13 protein-coding genes are annotated in these 16,359 nt (G+C 45.1%); 5 read left to right on the forward strand and 8 right to left on the reverse strand.

The window, feature by feature from the left end:
* Nucleotides 1-331 precede the first annotated feature (331 nt).
* A complete protein-coding gene (locus O59_RS20945; RefSeq protein WP_007640807.1) occupies nucleotides 332-4,846 on the forward strand; it encodes an Ig-like domain-containing protein in 4,515 nt (1,504 codons plus the stop codon).
* A 213-nt stretch (nucleotides 4,847-5,059) separates the two neighbouring features.
* Here the strand turns inward: O59_RS20945 and O59_RS21345 are convergent, their stop codons facing one another.
* Complete coding sequence (locus O59_RS21345; protein WP_007640809.1) at nucleotides 5,060-5,326, reverse strand: YafY family protein; 267 nt, start codon at nucleotides 5,324-5,326, stop codon at nucleotides 5,060-5,062.
* Between the two features lie 430 nt (nucleotides 5,327-5,756).
* Here O59_RS21345 and O59_RS06645 point away from each other — a divergent pair, with 430 nt between their 5' ends.
* From O59_RS06645 to O59_RS06660, 4 genes are all read left to right on the forward strand, one after another.
* Nucleotides 5,757-6,500 carry a phage Gp37/Gp68 family protein gene (locus O59_RS06645; protein ID WP_040391652.1) on the forward strand — a complete coding sequence of 248 codons (744 nt, stop codon included), beginning with the start codon at nucleotides 5,757-5,759 and terminating at the stop codon, nucleotides 6,498-6,500.
* Nucleotides 6,501-6,524: 24 nt separating this feature from the next.
* On the forward strand, nucleotides 6,525-7,793 hold the full coding sequence (locus O59_RS06650; RefSeq protein WP_007640813.1) for a three-Cys-motif partner protein TcmP: 1,269 nt from the start codon (nucleotides 6,525-6,527) through the stop codon (nucleotides 7,791-7,793).
* Nucleotides 7,794-7,812: 19 nt separating this feature from the next.
* Nucleotides 7,813-8,973: a three-Cys-motif partner protein TcmP gene (tcmP, locus tag O59_RS06655; protein WP_007640815.1), complete on the forward strand. Its 1,161-nt coding sequence runs from the start codon at nucleotides 7,813-7,815 to the stop codon at nucleotides 8,971-8,973.
* Between the two features lie 111 nt (nucleotides 8,974-9,084).
* Nucleotides 9,085-9,714 (forward strand): HAD family hydrolase, encoded by a 630-nt coding sequence (locus O59_RS06660; RefSeq protein WP_040391654.1) that lies wholly within the window; start codon nucleotides 9,085-9,087, stop codon nucleotides 9,712-9,714.
* A gap of 121 nt (nucleotides 9,715-9,835) precedes the next feature.
* On the opposite strand, the gene O59_RS20950 is transcribed toward O59_RS06660, so the two are convergent.
* From O59_RS20950 to O59_RS06690, 7 genes are all read right to left on the reverse strand, one after another.
* Nucleotides 9,836-10,222 (reverse strand): hypothetical protein, encoded by a 387-nt coding sequence (locus O59_RS20950; RefSeq protein ID WP_050976986.1) that lies wholly within the window; start codon nucleotides 10,220-10,222, stop codon nucleotides 9,836-9,838.
* On the reverse strand, nucleotides 10,200-12,203 hold the full coding sequence (locus O59_RS06670) for a hypothetical protein (RefSeq protein ID WP_151030862.1): 2,004 nt from the start codon (nucleotides 12,201-12,203) through the stop codon (nucleotides 10,200-10,202). The genes O59_RS20950 and O59_RS06670 overlap by 23 nt, the downstream gene beginning before the upstream one ends.
* Nucleotides 12,200-13,861, reverse strand: coding sequence for a hypothetical protein (locus tag O59_RS06675; protein WP_007640822.1), 1,662 nt, complete (start codon nucleotides 13,859-13,861; stop codon nucleotides 12,200-12,202). Before O59_RS06675 ends, O59_RS06670 begins: the two co-directional genes overlap by 4 nt.
* A gap of 15 nt (nucleotides 13,862-13,876) precedes the next feature.
* Complete coding sequence (locus O59_RS06680) at nucleotides 13,877-15,115, reverse strand: site-specific integrase (protein WP_007640824.1); 1,239 nt, start codon at nucleotides 15,113-15,115, stop codon at nucleotides 13,877-13,879.
* A gap of 73 nt (nucleotides 15,116-15,188) precedes the next feature.
* On the reverse strand, nucleotides 15,189-15,557 hold the full coding sequence (locus O59_RS06685) for a secondary thiamine-phosphate synthase enzyme YjbQ (RefSeq protein ID WP_007640827.1): 369 nt from the start codon (nucleotides 15,555-15,557) through the stop codon (nucleotides 15,189-15,191).
* Nucleotides 15,558-15,579: 22 nt separating this feature from the next.
* Complete coding sequence (locus tag O59_RS21350) at nucleotides 15,580-15,876, reverse strand: hypothetical protein (RefSeq protein ID WP_081489661.1); 297 nt, start codon at nucleotides 15,874-15,876, stop codon at nucleotides 15,580-15,582.
* Between the two features lie 16 nt (nucleotides 15,877-15,892).
* The gene (locus tag O59_RS06690; RefSeq protein ID WP_007640829.1) at nucleotides 15,893-16,237 is read right to left on the reverse strand and encodes a HopJ type III effector protein; all 345 of its coding nucleotides are present in this window, start codon (nucleotides 16,235-16,237) and stop codon (nucleotides 15,893-15,895) included.
* Nucleotides 16,238-16,359 lie beyond the last annotated feature (122 nt).

Genomic DNA, 16,359 nt, shown 5'->3' on the forward strand with positions numbered 1-16,359 from the left:
TGTCAAATATTAATTGTTAACAAAAGTAATGAGAGGGTGAGCTCTATAAAGAAGGCATATATAGCGCTAATACGCTGTTATCGCTTGCCGATATTCTTTATTGAGATGCCATGTTTAGCTTATTTGAATATATTTAACTGTAAAATGTTAACAAAGTAGCATTAAAGCGAATTTTATAAAGGTAAGATCGTGTTTCTGCTGTAGTTTCATTTGCAGGGGCTGGGTCATCGTTATCGATTTATCTTGGCCAGTTACTAATAACAATAATACGTATTTTCGCAGTTCATCTTTTTCCAATAACGATAATTATCATTTCATCAAAGAGGCAATTATGTTTAAACAACATAAACTTCGCCTTGCAATTGCCGCTATTACTACTGGGGTTTTAAGTAGCATGGCGTCTTTAGCATTGGCGCAAAACGTTAAAGTCGATATCAACCTGAATATCAAACACTCGGTCAATGGCGTTTCTGATTTTGGACGCGAGCGGCGCATTACCATTCATGCCAGCCCAATGGAAAATGATTTCCTGGGTGAAAAAGAAAAGCTCGATTACCTGATGGATTTAGGTGTGACCTTTGGTCGCGATAACGGTTTGTCTATGTACTATTTCAGTCAAACCGGTGGTGATAAGGCGCGCTCTACCGATTCACCCAGCCCATTTCCGTTTGGCTATGCCAACAAACCTAATCTGGCACAGTTGAGTGCTCTCTCCTCGCAATACAAAGAAAATTTGGATACCAAATACGCCGATGCGCAGGAATATTTTGGGCGCACTTCTTCATTGATTATGGGCTCGCAACCCAGACCTGCTTACCCTAACTGGAGCTCCTACTCCTGGTTTGGTGGTGGCTTGACCAGTGAAACACCTTGGCGACCACGCACTGCACAGGATGCAGCAGAATGGTATGCGGAATTTTTAAATAAATTTTTTGTGCAATACGAAAATGATCCCACTGCGATCCCTATGCCTAAGTATTGGGAGGTGGTTAACGAACCCGATATGTTGATGAATGTGCCTAGTCACGAGGGGCATGTATCTACCTGGGAAGAACTGTTTGAATTTCACAATGTGGTTGCCGATACCGTACGCGCCAAGCTGGGCAATAAGGCGCCCAAAATCGGCGGTATGACTTGGGGTCTACACGATTTGGAAAAGGGCGATGCGACTGCAACAGGTTCGCCGCGCAATCGTGGCGATGTATTATTAAATATGTTTTATGGCTCAGATGCAGGCAGTGAAGCGATCAAAAATGCTATCCGTGTAAACAGTTTTAATAAATCGCCCACGATGTCGCTCAATGGCCCAAGCCCAAGTTCGGATTGGTATCAATGGGATGTAATCTGGAAAGGCTTTATGGATGCCGCCGGTAAAAATATGGATTTCTATTCAGTCCATTTGTATGACTGGGCTTCTTGGGACGGAGCATCTACTCGCACCGGCGCTTTGCGTACGGGTTTCCAATCTGAAGGGGTTTTGGATTTGCTCGAATGGTACGACATGAAAATGCTCGGCCAGCGTAAAGAAGTGGTCATGTCGGAATACGGCAATATTACCGGTACCGACATCACTAAATTGGATCGTCAGCGCATGCGCTGGGAAGTATTAAAGCCCTTCTCGCAAATGATGATGCAATTCATGGAGCGCCCTGATTACGTCACCTTGTCTATGCCGTTCATCGTGGTTAAGGGTGAGTGGGGCGATGAAGACAAAACCCATCCTTATGGTCAGAGCCTGTTGGATCGTGACTACTCAACTTGTACCGAAACACCTACGGCTTATACCAACTGTACCTGGAACTTTAACCCTTCCATTAAATGGTATGAATTGTGGCGTGACGTTGACGGCACCCGTGTAGATACCTATGCCAGTGACCGCGACATTCAAGTGGATGCCTATGTGAAGGGCAAACACATGTATGTCATTTTGAATAGCTTGGAAGCCCAGGCGACCACTGTTGATATGAACTTTGCGGGCATTACCGGCAATGCGATCAAGAGCATCAAAATGCGCCACTTGTATCTGGATGAGGCCATTGATGACGATAGCAATCCAGCCAACGGCGTAGGTAAGCCGATTCTGGCAGATGCCACTCTGACCAGCCTGCCTAAAAACATCACCATTGGTGCAGATGCAACGGTGATTTTGGATATTGAGTACACCAATGACCCAACGCCAACACTCAATAGCAAAGAGCAGAAATACCCGGCTGAACCACTGACCGCCAACGCCCCTTATCGCGTATCGGCAGCCAGTGTGAATGCGCAGGTGAACGGTGTGCCCAAACCGGCTAAAGGTGAAGCGCAACTGCGTGTGACTGGCGCCTTCTTTATGAATAACGGCATAGCGACGGGTTCGTCCGACAGTCGCGTATCGCTCACCATTAACGGCAATACAGTACCGGTGAAAACCGATTGGCGCGGTGATGAGTCGAGAAGAAACGGGCGTTCCATGGCAACTTTGGAGATTCCGTTTGATGTGAGTTATTTAAGTGCAAGCGGCAATAACAACATTCAGTTAACGACGATTGCCCAGGGTGAGGTCGCGGCGGTGAGTGTGCAGGTGTGGGATATGGATACTCAAGTTACCCGTAGTATTCCCGCTGCTTGCAGCCCATGCACGGCCGTTACTGGCTTGAGCCTGAGCCAAACCAGCATCAGCAATCTGTTGGTAACTCAATCGGTAGCGCTTCAACCAAGTGTTAGCCCGGCTAATGCCTCCAACCAAAACGTCACTTGGGTTTCATCTAACCCCAGTGTGGCCAGTGTTGATCAAAATGGTTTGGTGACCGGTAACAAGCCAGGTTCTGCCACTATCACCGCAAAAACAGTGGACGGTGCGTTAACTGCTACGGCTTCGGTATCTGTCAGCCAGTTGGTGCCTGCTGCAGTTTCTGTGGTGGGTTTGCCTAACCCTCTTTATATAGGCGCGAGCAAACAGCTAAGTGCGGCAGTTACGCCAATTCATGCGCCTAACCGTAAAGTGACCTGGAGCAGCTCTAATCCGACCATTGCAACGGTGGATGCCCAAGGGGTAGTCACTGGCCTTAAGGCAGGCAATGTCACCATTACCGCAAAAACAGTCGCTAATAACATAGTGGGCACGGCAAACATTCAGGTGAAAGCCAAGTTGTTGACCGGGATGGCCATATCGCCCGCGAGCACCTTGATCCCACAAAATGACAGCCTGCAAATCCAGACCAGTTTCACTCCGGCTGATGCCAGCGATAAGTCGGTCACTTGGACCTCCAGCAATACCGCAGTCGCGACTGTGAGCAGTACCGGATTGGTGAAAGGTGTTGGGTTGGGTGTGGCCGAGATTACCGGGCGCAGTAACGATGGTGGCTTTACCGGTAAAACCCAGGTGGAAGTTGTTGCCTCCAATACCACGTTGACCTACATCGAAGCCGAAGCTTTTAATCGCACCGGCGGAGCCTATGGCGGTTTTGTGAAAAGCACTACCGGTGCCGGCAATATCAATGACAACCAAACCGGTGACTGGGTGGAATTTGATATTAACTTTGCGCAGGCGGGTATTTACCAGTTGGTGCTGGCAACCGGTACACCTTTGGATGGCGCTGGTGTGGAGTTCCTGGTGGATGGTGTTTCCAATGGCCGCTCATCTTTGCCCAACAATGGCAATTGGGATCAGCACGTGACAACGGTAGTGACCAATGGTCTGCAGGTTAATTCTGCGGGTACTCATACGCTGCGTTTACTTAGTGTGGGTGCTGGCGGTGCCTATCAGTGGAATCTGGATAAGATTGGTTATCGTATTTTGAAAGCGACGACTGGTGGGGCATCGTCAATTGCTTCATCGACACCGGCATCTTCTTCACCTTCATCAATGCCGTTGTCATCTTCATCGCGTTCATCGACACCACTGTCTTCTTCCGTCTCATTGAGTTCATCATCGCGCTCATCCATACCTGTATCCTCAAGCTCGTCAGTTGCATCCAGTGTGGCATCCAGTGTTGCAACAGGTGGTTCGAAGTTGGTGTTGCAAGCTGAGGCATATACCGCGACGGGTGGTACTTACCAAGGCTTCCAAAAATACTCAACGGCAGCTGGAGTAGGGGCTATCAACTACAACCAACGTGGCGATTGGGCCGATTACACCCTGAATGTCACCAGTGCGGGTACCTATAGTATTGATGCCTTCCTCGGCACCACACAAGACGGTGGTGCTATAGAGGTGTTGATTGACGGTGTATCTGTAGCGAAAAAGACCGTTGCCAATAACAACAATTGGGATGTGTTTGCCAAGTTGGCAGTAGCGACTGGTGTGCAATTAACTGCAGGTGCACACAGCGTGCGCATTATCTCGGCCGGTACTACCGCATCGACATGGGAGTGGAATGCGGATCGTATTGAGTTCACTCAAGTGGCGGTCGCTGCTCCTTCCTCTTCATCGCGCGCTTCAAGTTCGGCGGCAGTGGCAACACCGGTGGTAATGCAGGCGGAGTCTTATGCTACGACTAGCGGCAGCTATCAAGGCTTCCAAAAGTACACCACCGCGGCGGGTGTAGGCGCTATTAACTACAACCAAACCGGTGACTGGGCGGACTACAGCATCAATGTGACTGCAACCGCTAACTATCGTATCAATGCTTATCTCGGCACCACTCAAACTGGCGGTGCTATAGAAGTGTTGGTGGATGGTGTGTCGGTAGCGAAAAAGACCGTGCCCAACAATAACAATTGGGATGTGTTTGCTTTGCTGGAAGTAAGCAGCAGTGTTCAGCTCAGTCAGGGTGCTCACACAGTGCGGATCATTTCTGCCGGTTCTACCAGTTCAACCTGGGAGTGGAATGCAGATCGCATTGAGTTTATCCCAGTAAATTAATCGTTTAAAAATCCCCTCGCTCGTTTGGCTCACACTGTAATTAGTGTGGGCCTTTTTTATGGTGCAGAGATTCTTACGATTTTAGTAAGCGCATTCATTTATCAAATGATTCTATTTTGGTGCCTGCACAACTGTTGTAGCGGCGCTCGTCGGGCAGACTGGCGAGAATTATGGCGGAAAGACTGCGCGCCGCGCCTGCCATCTCTCGCCTGGTTACGCGCGATAAAAGCTCACCGCGAGTTGTAACGCATCTAATTCTTCAGGCGATAGATGCAATGGCGGTAGCTCTAAGCCCGGTTGTAGACGGTACCCAAGACCCGGCTCCGCATAGACAGGAACTCCTGTAACCGAAAGGTCGTTGATATAACGGTATATCGAGCGCACAGACACCTGTAGCTGTTCGGCGAGTTTGGCTGCAGAGACGGGTTGCTGGCGACGAATTAAATTCACCAGCTGAAATAGACGATTAGCTTTACGCAACGAAAGCTCTTTTTGAAAAGTGCACCATCTATTGATGGTGCCTGGCCAATATTGTGGTCGAGATGGTCTCTTTCCGTAAATGATCCCAGCGGTGATTGGTTCTCTTTCGGTGGTTCAGGTCGTCGTAGCATTTCATATAATGATAAGCATTAAGGGCATCAGATACACGCGGGATTTAAAAGCTGCCTGAAGTACTAAAGAGAGGCGTAGGCGATGCAGAAGTGGTTTGATGCATGGTTCGAGTGGGGCTTGATGTCTGCGATTTGGCGCTTCTATTGTCACCCTGCTAGTGAGTATTAGAACCGAATTAACGGTAATACAACTTTTGATGCTTTAAGTCAGCTTTCGCAGCCTGAATAATATCCCATTACACGCCAATTGATGATCCGGCTGCGGGCAATTACACTGACGTGATTCACGGAGATCTATTATGGCTACAAACAGTAAAATTGAATGGACCGAACAAACATGGAATCCGGTTACGGGCTGCACTAAGATTTCTCCCGGATGTAAATATTGCTACGCGGAGGTAATGGCAAAGCGATTGAAGGCAATGGGAGCTCCGGGTTACGAACTTGGCTTTGACACCATTACGCTGATGTATGAACGATTGGATCAGCCTCTACATCGCAGGAAGCCGACCATCTATTTTGTAAACTCCATGAGCGATTTATTTCATGAGGCGGTGCCTTATGATTTTATTGATCGCATATTTGACACTATCCGTGCGACACCACAGCATGCCTATCAAATTCTGACCAAACGCGCGGAAAGAATGAATGATTATTTCCAGACTAGACAGGTACCTGATAATGCTTGGCTGGGTGTTTCTGTCGAGGATAAAAAGTACGGAATTCCTCGGATCGGCTATTTGCAAGCCATCAAAGCCAAAACCCGGTTTCTGTCTATTGAGCCGTTATTAGAGGATTTGGGGCGCTTTTCTCTCAAGGGTATCCACTGGGTTATTGTTGGCGGTGAATCGGGCGTTAAAGCCAGGCCGATGGAAGAATCTTGGGTACTAAAATTGCGAGATCAATGTCAGCGCAATGAAATTGATTTCTTCTTCAAACAGTGGGGCTCCTGGGGGCAAGATGGCGTCAAGCGTAATAAAAGTGCAAATGGCCGACAATTACAAGGCCAAGTGTGGGATATGATTCCAGTCGTTGCCATTTAAAATAATAGGAAAAGGAAACTCCGTGTGAGCCATAAAAATAAAAAATATGATTGGGAAATTGGATCAGAACTTCCGCAACTTGACGAACATAGCGAAACTAAACATCTCATCATAGCCGATTATTTAAAGCGCTATGTTGAAGTGTATATGGCAAATGCTACGATTGAGCGATTGCCACTCACCGTTGTAGATGGCTTTGCTGGTGGAGGAAAATACCGCGCATTCAATCGCGAAGAGACAACCGATGGTTCTCCTTTTCTGATCTTGAAATCAATCCAAGAGGCGGAAGCACTACTCAATATCGGTAGACGGAAGCCTCGTTCTATTGATGCTGAGTATCATTTCATTGAAAAAGATGCTCCCCATCTCGACTTCCTGCGGCAAGAACTACATTTGTCGGAATTTGCGCATTTACTTGGTTCAAAAATACATCTGTATAACAAAAAATTTGATCAAGTAGCTACTGATGTGATCAAGCGAATTCAACAGCGCAATAAGGGTATGCGTGCTATTTTTATTCTTGATCAATATGCCTATAAAGATGTTCCGTTCAGCATTATTAGAAATATTTTTTCTAGTACCGCCAGCGAGGTTATTTTGACCTTTAATTTCGACACTCTGCAAAGTTTTCTGGCAGAGAATTCGACTAATAAAAAAGCACTCGAAAATATCAATCTTTCACAATATATCGACTGGAATCGGCTGGCGCTTTTTAAGGAGGCAGGTATGTGGCAACACGCTATTCAAGAGCAGTTGGCAAATGCCATTCTAAAAGGATCTGGCGCAAACCACATGACTTTGTTTTTTATAAAGCCTAAAAAAGGATGGTGCTATTGGTTGGTGCATTTATCGCAAAAATTTATTGCTCGGGATGTCATGATGGGCCTTCATTGGAAACATTCTAATACCAGTGCAGGGTTTGAGCATCATTTGGGTGAAGGTATATTTACACTGGGCTACCAAGCTACTCAAACAGCAGGCCAAATCACGCTTGATTTTGGAGAAGTATTCGATTTTGGATCAAAAGCAAAAGAGCGCTGTATTGAGTGCCTGTCAGAATCCATTCCCCGTCTATTGGACAATTGCAATATACAAATGCCATTTTCACAGCTGACCGACAATATCGGCAGCCTGACGCCCGCCTCAACAATAGAAATCAAAGCTGCACTTCAGTCTTCTATAGACAATAAAGAATTAATGATTGTGACAAAAGATGGGGGAACTCGCCGAAGTGCTAACCAGATTGGGCCTTCTGATATTCTCAGATACAATCAAAAACAACTGTTTTTTTAATTACATAAGGAGATAATTAGTGCTTTTGCCCCAGGAATATATTGGTAGACCCCAAGCCTTTTTAAAGCACACCATATTGAAAACGTATCTTGAGCGTCTTTTCATGATTATTGGCCAGTCTGAAATTGTTATTAACTATGTGGATTGTTTTGCTGGTCCTTGGTCAGACGAAAATGAAGCGTTAACAGATACATCTATTGGTATATCCATCGCGCAAATGAGGAAAAGTGTAGCCATTTTCAAAAAAACGTTCAAAAGAGATGTTAAATTCAGAGCGCTTTATATAGAAAAAGACAATGAGGCATTTTCACGTCTGCAGGCATTTTTAGATAAACATCGAGATCCTGCTATTACAGTTGCTTGTATGCATGGTGATTACACCAAACTAATACCCCATATAGTCGAATGGACACAAGATCATTTCACCTTCTTTTTTGTTGACCCTAAAGGCTGGAAAAATATTATTGGTGCAACGACAATGAGGTTGTTATTAGAGCGACCCAAAACAGAATTTCTTATCAACCTAATGTACGACTTTGCCAACAGAGCTACTGGAATCGAAAAACATGATCCGGACATGATTGAACTGTTGGGTACAAAACCTAATTATAATGGCTGTGAAACAGTTTTTGATCGCCAGCGGGCATTTCTTTCCCAGTATCAAAAGAATATAAACTCGATTTATCTCGGTAGGTCTACGTATATTCCCATCAATCGACCCGGCACCAATAAATTACTTTACTTTCTTGTTTACCTGACGCGACATCCGAAAGGTATCATTGTCTTTAAGGAAGCGGCGGAGAAAATGATCTCTGTGCAGCGTATAACGCATAACGAAACTTTGCTGCTAAAACAGTTTGACGCTGCTCCTATTACTGACTTATTTGCGGCTGAGGATGACGTAACACAGTGTATTCCTGTAACTGACAATCGCCTTTCCGCAAAAGTATTTTTGCTAACAAAACTAACACGCACCCCCTTATTAATTGATAACGAACGTTTCGCTAGATTTTTGGAAGAGAGTGACCTTTATCCAACTGACTTTCAGCAGGCAATGAAGGAGTTGCTTAATAGTAAGGCGGTATTAAACGTCGATGCTGATGTTAGTAAGCGCAGAAAAAAATTCATACAGCCTGACTGGCCGCAAAAGAGCGAACGATGGCAACTATCAGACGAGTAAACGATTTTCCATAACCAAGCATAACTAAATTTGTTTGCTGTGGATCATATGAGACAGAGTTACTTCGCCTCAAAATGGAGTTCGCTCTAAAAATCAACGGCAGGATTCACAGTGAATACTTTCCCAGCATTAATTGTATTTGATCTCTATGGGACATTGGTTCAGTTTGGGATTAAGCATCATCCTTTCCGAAAGATTCTACTTTGGGCTAGGGAGCAGGGGCGCAGCCCAAAACCAGATGACGCACGAAAATTGATGACGGTAGACAAGGATTGCGGTGAGTTGCTGGCAACACTTGGGATTTTTCCTCCTGCCAATATGCTCACACAATTACATCAAGAAATTCAGGAAGAGTTAGCCGGCCTGACTCTCTTTGATGATGTGCTACCAACCCTAGATTTCTTGACCAGCCGAGGAGTTCCTCTGGCCATTTGCTCTAATTTGGCAAAACCCTACGGCGCGGTGATTGACCAGCTATTGCCGCAATTTAACTTCACCCGGCACCTCAGCTATGAAATTGGTGCAATAAAACCTGACATAGAAATGTACGAGTCGATTCTAACGGATACTGGATTAATACCAGAGCAAATCCTCTTCATTGGTGATACATCACTGGCCGACTACGAGGGACCTACTAAATTTGGTTTCCGTGCTAAACATCTGGTCAGAGGCCAATCTTCAGGGATGAATAGCATTGCCTTATTAACAGAAGTTTTGCAGTTGCTGGCGCTAGATAGTTAACTGATGACACGGTATTCGAGCGGTTTCTCAGATCCTCATTATTAAATTGCCAGTAGAAGCCTGATAGATGGGCACGTTTTAAATCATGCCAAGCTCATCAATTGAATATTTCAGCCCGAAATTATGGCGTATAGCGAGTTACTTTGCCTTCTTTCAACATCTCGTTCTCTAGTACCAGTTCTTCGTTAAGGGTGATTAGTGTATTTACGATATTCAAAAGCTTTTCGTTCTGACTCTGAAGTCGCTGTATGCGTTTTGAATCCGATTGTCTTGATTTCTTGGGTTTGCCCTTTTCGGTAGAGGTCGAATGAATCTCCGAGTACGCAGTAATCTCTCTATGTAAATCTGGGTATCGATCCATTCGTAGACTTACTGGCAGCATGCCAGCCTCTTTCGCCACGTTGGTTAATGACACGCGGGTGCCTTTAGGTAGGTTTTTTGGTTCATCGAGCTTAAGTCGCTCAAATGCGGCACGCATTTCTGCTTCAACACTTTTGGGACGTGGCATGAAAGTAGACCTCAATAGCTTCGTTCTCGGCTTTGAGTTTTGAGTGCCGAGGGGTGTTCTTTATAAGATTTGTTAACTCAATGGCGTTGGCGTCGTATAACGCTTTAAGTCCCTTTTCATTTCGCTTGGAAAACACCGCATCTTTGCATGGACCTTTTCCATCCACTCCGGCGCAATGCACTGCCGATTCAACCCCGCCGTACTCACAAGATTGAGTCATGCAAAAACCAAGTAGGGTGCGTCGGCAAGATGCTTCGCCGCTCTTTGCGAGTTCCTCCAGCTTTTTGTAATCGCGATCTTCAATAAGTTTGAGCGTGTTCACTGCGATTAGATTTTTTCCTGTGGCGTGAACGCTGTCACCAATACTGTTTTCAGCTATCTCAATTAACTCCCGTACTGCTGACCTATTGGCCTCGACAGTAACTGCATCACTAGCGTTGGCATTCGTTATAAGGCGCGTGTAATTACGTCCATAGTAATAACTTTGATAAACGGTTTTATGTTTCATCATCCACTGTATAATTTCATCTGGTACGTTTGAGGCAAACAGATTTACGGCCAAGGTCCGTCTTAGTTGATGGGCGTTAAACGACCAGCTGCCATCGACCTTGAACCATAATTTCTCCGTTAGCGTCGGTGTAAGCTGGTATGCGATGTTGTAGTCGTCTTTAGTAATTATAAATTCCTTTTCAGGGAATGCTAACGGATTGAGTTCTACGAACTTACCTAAGTCCCATTGGTATACTTTGATAGAGCTCGTGCCCGAACCCCAATGTTCTATCTTGCCTGTCATTAGATATGGATTTATTTGAACATCTTGAGGGACGACTTTGAACGTAGTGTCTAACCGCAAGCGTGAGAAGAAATTAAGAATTTTGACCGCGCGTTCGACTGAAGTTGGTACGACCCAGCGCGCATCACTATCAGGATCAGTTTTTGTTGTTTCACCCGCCAGCAACGCTACCTTACCGAGAGTTGGGTCATCGTCCTCGATAAAACAATCCGAACGCATGGAAAGCCCTTCACCGAGCCTCTGTATACTGTGTGCCAATATAAACGTGAATGCACAATCCCTTACGAGGTTTGCATAGACAGAGAGCGCTTGTAATTCGTATTTCTGAGTAGGTATATAGCCTACCCATCGGTTTAAGAGATCAGCTATTCCATAGTCTTCAAAAAATACTGTTGCTCCTCCTCGATAAATCCGTCTTTTGGCTCGTGATGGTTTCATTTGACCCTTGACGCTAGTGTCCCGCCCTGCATTTACGAATGGGCTCTTTTGAGAGTGACCATTTTCAATGTTGTGTCGATACGCGTCATGCACCCATGTCCAAGCCTTTGCAAAAGCGGCTTGCTTCATTTCAAATGCGTCCATCACGAGTTCGGTTGATCGAATGAGCGACATCCAAATACGTGGGGGTATATAAGCGTTTTGGACTGGTATATGAGAGATTTGGAGTTGAACTAATTTTTCGATGAATGCAACATCAGCAATTTTCCAACCCAAAACATTTTCCGCTCTCAATAAGGCATTAAGAATCCCAAGCACTCTTCTGTGCTGTGGTGGTGAAAGAAAATCTATAAGATCGCTTGCCAAGCGCGGAAATCGGTAAATTTGATTAATGGTGATGTTGTGTAAGTCTGCAAATTTGCAAAGCTTACTCAACAATTTGAATGTTGATTGAATTGATTTTACCGTTCCTGGAAACAAAGGCATGTGGTACAGATATAGAAATGTAACCTGCTTGAGAAGATCCTTGTTTTTTGGGGTAAGCTTCTGAATATTGAAATTAAAGGAAGAACGGCTATAGGCATGAAAATCCCACCGTTCATCACAATATTTGGAAAGTGGTTTGCCGTCAGAGTCAACAGAAACATAAAAATCATCTGGTGGCGGGTAAGTTATTGGCTGGTAGTTGCAAAGCTCTGAAGCTATTAATGATATATGGGTGTCGCAAAATCGAAGAGTTGAGGCGTTCATCTGGACTCCCAGAATTGAATGATGTTTTTCCATGTTGGGTGATAGACACCTTCTTCAATGCGAATAAGAGACTCAATTACCCATTGTTGTGATCGCGTATTGCGTTCTCTGAAGGCGTCCAGCTTTTCCGACAGTCGCTTAATAACCAGGTCTGCAGGTATCGCACGTTTTACTGGTTGAGCAGCTTCAATAATTTTTAGGTATCTAAAAGTTGTAAGCGACCACACATAATCCTCGGAATCGATGTCGCGATGGCTTTTGCACCACAGGCAACCAGATTCATTGATGCAGTTGGGGTTAATTACTCCTGATGGTCTGTCGTGTGTGGATTCAGGTTGCGCGTTACAACCGCTGTTTATCAAACTAACTGGTTTTTTATTCCAAAATTTCGTCAGTGCAGTCATAGCGCGTTGCTGTGACGGCCTTTCATACGCCTGCTTAAATACTTCTCGTGTGTGCTGGCTCATCTCAGCACTCAGATTTGGGTCACCACTCATGCGATCTAAAAAGTTTGCACGAGTATTGCGAGTTACCCTCGGTGGAATCCATGGGATCCCATCCTGTTTTGCTTGTGCCTTGAGCACTCCGTAGTTCACGCTGCCATTATTGGTGCTCTTATAGAGGACAGGGAAAAGTTTAGAATCTTCAGGATAAAAAAAATCGACAAACTTTATTAAATTCTTAAATCGCTCTCGATACTCTTTATAAATCGTAAATTTGACGGGCCCCTTTTTTCTCCCCTTGTAGCATGTCACAAGCCAATCATTGTTTCCCTGTAGCTTATAGGTAAATCCTTTTCGTTCAATCTGGGTAGCCTGTGACATACTCATGCCAGTTTGATATACGAAGATCACAATCTCAGCAAGCAGCCGAATTCTTATCAAGCTCCCTCTGAACATATCTATCGTTGTGGTTGGTTTACAAAGCGTTACAGCCTTTCGCGATATGACGTTGTTTTGATGGTTGAGCAGTCCCGTTAGTCCAGATGGCATTCTAATTGAATGTCTTGAACCATCAGGTTTCAGTATGTCTAGGGCTATTGGTAGTTGGCCATGAATCGACTCAACAGTAATGGCGTTAGAAATATCGACGCAGTAATGTCCAAGTATTCTTGCGTCCCCTAAGCTCTGCTTCTCTGCCGCACGACTGATAAGTGTCTTACGAGGAGCCTTATAGGATTTGATCGTCTTAGATTGATATTTCAGTAGCAGGTGAGGGGGTCTTTCCAATATGTCGGATATATATTGGCTCAAATCGAGAACGTTTTTATAGGCCGTTATACCTTTGATATCCTTTTTGACGTATGCCTGAGAATAGTTGTACTCATCGTATGCCAGGAACACTGTTTCTAACGCCTTATCTTCCACCGATAGCTGAATATCATTTACATCGATCCATTTTATAAATTTATTGATAATGTGATAGTAGGTGTAGATTGATGCGTGTGATGTGCCCCGCGTAATTTCGAGGTTTAAAAGATCCTTAATTGCTTCTACGAACGGTAAGCGATCTTTAATAATGCCATGCCAAGCTTCAGCTGTTGCATCGCGATAAAACCATCGGGATTCTGTCGCTGCTCCTCCTTTAATGAGCCAGCGACTGAGGTCGGTCCATGCACCTTCAATTTCTTTGATTTTTAGATGCTCCGGCTTCTTCAAGTTCGTTTCACTCCACTAAAAAAAGTTTGGGCCTAAGAACTGATTGGTAAACTCTTTGTTCACCTTTCTTGCTGTTTTGGATGTTTTTAAAAACTTTACGTATTTCCAAGTTGTGCTTGCATTTTTATGCATCAACCAATCTCTAACATGCTCAATTGCATTTGCGTCACTTACGCTCATATATAAACGCGCAAGCTCGGTTCCACAGGTTGCCCTGGATTGGTGAAATTTAAGGTCATGAAACTGCGTCAAGTTGTCTCGAACTAAAGCCTTTCTTAAATCGGAAAGAGCTGTGTTGATGCTTGCTTCGCTGTAGGGATTTCCATCTTTTGTCAGAAACACCAAAGACTTGTTTGCCTTTGATGCTTTGGCTTGACGTTTAAGCCTAGTGACATTTGTTTCAGCATACTCAAGTATGAATTCGTGTACTGGTTTCAGAAAGCGGAGGTAACCTCGGACATCGAATTTTGTATCGATCCCTGTGCCCGGTCCGGCAGCAATTAGTAGTATGAAACTATCTGGGTGCTCACCGATTGAGATGGAAGTCGGATCTACTATAGCGCTTTTAAGATTTTCAATCCGAAGTGTCCTTATTGATCCGATGCGCGCTCCTGTGAAGAACCCCAGAGTAAACATGGCGTGTAAAATTATGTTTTGTTCACTGGAATTTTGCTTCAAATACCTCAACAGGGTATCCCTATCTTCGGTAGAGAGTGGCATTAAGCCGTCTTCGACACTAGTGATGTTTGCCTTTCGGTGTGGAATTCTTAGGTCGGTTGTCCACACACTTAACGTGCGATTGAAGCCTGTCTGGTCGAAATATGTAGCTGCAATCTGCTGGTCAGCCCACATCTCAAGCTGTTTATCTATTAATCCTCTCGCCTTGACCCATTTGTAGAAGTTGACGACTGCATTTATTCGTCGCGAAGCTAATGAGCTTGTCTTAGTTGAGGTATTTATAAGATGCCCGCGGAATCGTTCCAAGCAGCGATCCTCGCGTTTAATGGGAAAGTGGAGCCAGTGAAGATTGTTTTCCTCCAACCAATCTGCATAGGCCTTTAAATCGTAAGCATTGCTACGAATCGTTGGAGACTTTACTCGCTTTTCTGCCAAGTAACGATGAGCCTCCATCCACAGCGAGCCATCAGACCAGAAAATGGTGTACTTGGTCTTAGGTTTACTGGATTCGCGCGGAGCCCAGTCTCCGTCGATGCGGATGTAAGGTAGAGCTGCGTAGGATTCGAGGTGTGCCAAAGTGGGTGACCCGACAGATTGAGGTATTGTCAGGTGATAATCAAACTTATGTGTAGTAATGTCAATATGGCAACTAATGTGTAAGGTAAACTCCCTGCCAAATTCCCATATTCAAGCGGCCATTAGTGATGGGAATATTCAAGCTCGCCCCGAGCAAGCTGGCTTTGAGGTGAGCGGGCATATCATCGCCACCCTCATCCCGGTGCAGATAATAGGGCTCATCTTCCGCTACTGCGCGATTAAAGAAGCTTTCGAAATCCTTGCGCACCGTGGGGTCGGCATTTTCGTTAATGGTGAGCGATGCCGAAGTGTGTTTAATAAGAATATTCAACAGTCCAACCTTAACTTGTTTAAGCTCGGGTAACTGTTGAATGATTTCTTCCGTAATAAGATGAAATCCGCGCGCTCTCGCCTTGAGTTGATATTCTTTTTGCACCCACATGAGCTGATTTTTCTCTAATAAATTACGGGTTTGTTACTGGTTTGCATTCATCTGCGATGTAGCCTATGACAGCGGCATCTGCGCAGGCACTACAACCATTGCTGTAGGTTTTTTGTTCGCTTGAAGGGCAGGGTGTAGTAACACAGCGCACGCCGGTATCGCGAGTGGCACAAACTGGTCGATAGTCCATGGTGCATATCTGCGGACGTTGGTCGGGGCACTGAGTCAGTGTGTTGTGCGCTTCTGGTTTGGGCGTAGGTTGTTGGGAGCTGCAGGCGAAAAGTAAGCAGATGGCAATTAATACTGTGGCATTTTTCATCGTGCAGTCCTCGGTTTTATTTTGCGCTCAGCGCGGCCCCATCGAATTGAATACCTGACCACCCGGTTTGCATAAAATTACGGATATTCTGGTGGTCTGTCGCCTCGGGGTGTTGCAGTACATCTTTGCGATAGTAATCACCAAAACAGGCGAGTGTTTGGTTTTCTGAAAAATTGTGCATTTGGGCAAACGAGAAGATTTTACAAGAGCCTGAATTTTGACCCGCTTCATTCACCAGTTTGCCGTTGTTAAAACGCGTAGGTGTGAAGTGATAATGAGCGTCAATCGCAGCAATGGTTTCGCTAAACTCAATCGAATCCGGTGTGTTTTTAAGTGTTGCTAAAAATTGATCGAGGTTCATAACAATCTCTTATTTAACTAAGTTACTGGCGTAGTGAGGCCCGTATTCTACGCTGGCCTTCACCAAAATAATAATTGTTTGCCCCAGCTGGTTCTGGGGAATCAATTGCGCTATGGTTTGAA

It is taken from the genome of Cellvibrio sp. BR (genome assembly GCF_000263355.1).
GTDB lineage: Bacteria > Pseudomonadota > Gammaproteobacteria > Pseudomonadales > Cellvibrionaceae > Cellvibrio.

Excerpts from the sequence above, each read along its gene's own strand:
- O59_RS06670 (WP_151030862.1), bottom strand. The coding sequence starts at position 12,203 with ATGAACGCCTCAACTCTTCGATTTTGCGACACCCATATATCATTAATA.
- O59_RS06685 (WP_007640827.1), bottom strand. The coding sequence starts at position 15,557 with ATGTGGGTGCAAAAAGAATATCAACTCAAGGCGAGAGCGCGCGGATTT.
- O59_RS06690 (WP_007640829.1), bottom strand. The coding sequence starts at position 16,237 with ATGAACCTCGATCAATTTTTAGCAACACTTAAAAACACACCGGATTCG.
- O59_RS06645 (WP_040391652.1), top strand. The coding sequence starts at position 5,757 with ATGGCTACAAACAGTAAAATTGAATGGACCGAACAAACATGGAATCCG.
- O59_RS20950 (WP_050976986.1), bottom strand. The coding sequence starts at position 10,222 with ATGCCACGTCCCAAAAGTGTTGAAGCAGAAATGCGTGCCGCATTTGAG.
- O59_RS20945 (WP_007640807.1), top strand. The coding sequence starts at position 332 with ATGTTTAAACAACATAAACTTCGCCTTGCAATTGCCGCTATTACTACT.
- O59_RS21350 (WP_081489661.1), bottom strand. The coding sequence starts at position 15,876 with ATGAAAAATGCCACAGTATTAATTGCCATCTGCTTACTTTTCGCCTGC.